General features: G+C 69.9%; 1 protein-coding gene. It reads right to left on the bottom strand.

What is annotated here, in order from left to right; all coding sequences use genetic code 11:
• The coding region (locus G3N99_RS40650) for a sensor histidine kinase (protein ID WP_206125247.1) at positions 1–1,073 on the bottom strand (1,073 nt) is incomplete at its 3' end.
• Positions 1,074–1,124 lie beyond the last annotated feature (51 nt).

The raw sequence follows: 1,124 nt of genomic DNA, 5'->3' as shown, positions 1-1,124 counted from the left end.
GCGAGCGCGGCGATCTCGACCGGCTCGAACGTCAGCCCGCTCGCGCGGTTCTCGGCGCGCGCAAGCGCGAGCAACTGGGTGACGAGCCGCGCGGCCTGCTCGGAGCTCGTCGCGATCTGCTCGAGCGAGCGCTGCACGTCGGGCGGGACGGGGTGGCGCAGCGCGAACTCGGCCTGCGTGCGCAGGCCCGCGAGCGGTGTCTTCATCTGATGGGCGGCATCGGCGATGAAACGCTTCTGCAGCGCCATGTTCTGTTCGAGACGGGCGAGCAGGTCGTTGAACGACGTGACGAGCGGCTCGATCTCGGGCGGCGCGCGCTGCGCCTCGACCGGCGACAGGTCGTCGGGCCGACGCGCGCGGATGTGCGCCTGCAGCGCGTTGAGCGGCGCGAGCCCGCGTGACAGCCCGAACCAGACCAGCAGGATCGCGAGCGGGAGGATCACGAACTGCGGCAGGATCACGCCCTTGATGATGTCGTTCGCGAGCGCGTTGCGCTTGTCCAGCGTTTCGCCGACCTGCACGAGCACGGGCTGCGGGCTGCCCGACTGCGGCAGCGCGACCGTCGTATACGCGACGCGCACGTCGTTGCCGCGCAGCAGGTCGTCGCGAAACATGACGACGCCTGGCGGCGGGCGATCCTCGTCGCGCGGCAGCGGCATGTCGGCTTCGCCGGCGACCAGCTCGCCGCGCGTACCGAGCACCTGGAAGTAAACACTGTCGACGTTGTCCGCGCGCAGGAAGTCGCGGGTCTGCTCCGGCAGCGTCAGCTCGGCGACGCCGTTCACTGGATGGATCTGCCGCGCGAGCACGTACGCGTTGGTCTCGAGCGCGCGATCGAACGGGCCGTTCGCGATCGTCTTCGCGACCAGATAGGTGACGGCGATGCTCATCGGCCACAGCAGCAGCAGCGGGGCGAGCATCCAGTCGAGGATCTCGCCGAACAGCGAGCGCGGGCGCGGTGCCTCGGGCGCATCGGTTTCGTCGGGCGGCGCGAACGGGTTCTCGTAGCGCGCGTCGCGCGCCTCGTCGGCGGCCGACGACGGAAGGGCCCACGGCTGGACCCCCGTCCCCATGTAACCTCTCGTCATCCGTCTTCCGCCTGCGAAAAAACAATACCTACTGCG

Source organism: Burkholderia sp. Ac-20392, from assembly GCF_017104585.1.
In the GTDB taxonomy this organism is placed as follows: domain Bacteria; phylum Pseudomonadota; class Gammaproteobacteria; order Burkholderiales; family Burkholderiaceae; genus Burkholderia; species Burkholderia lata.
Note: the sequence above shows the minus strand (reverse complement) of the source record. Positions and strands in the feature narration are given on the sequence as shown.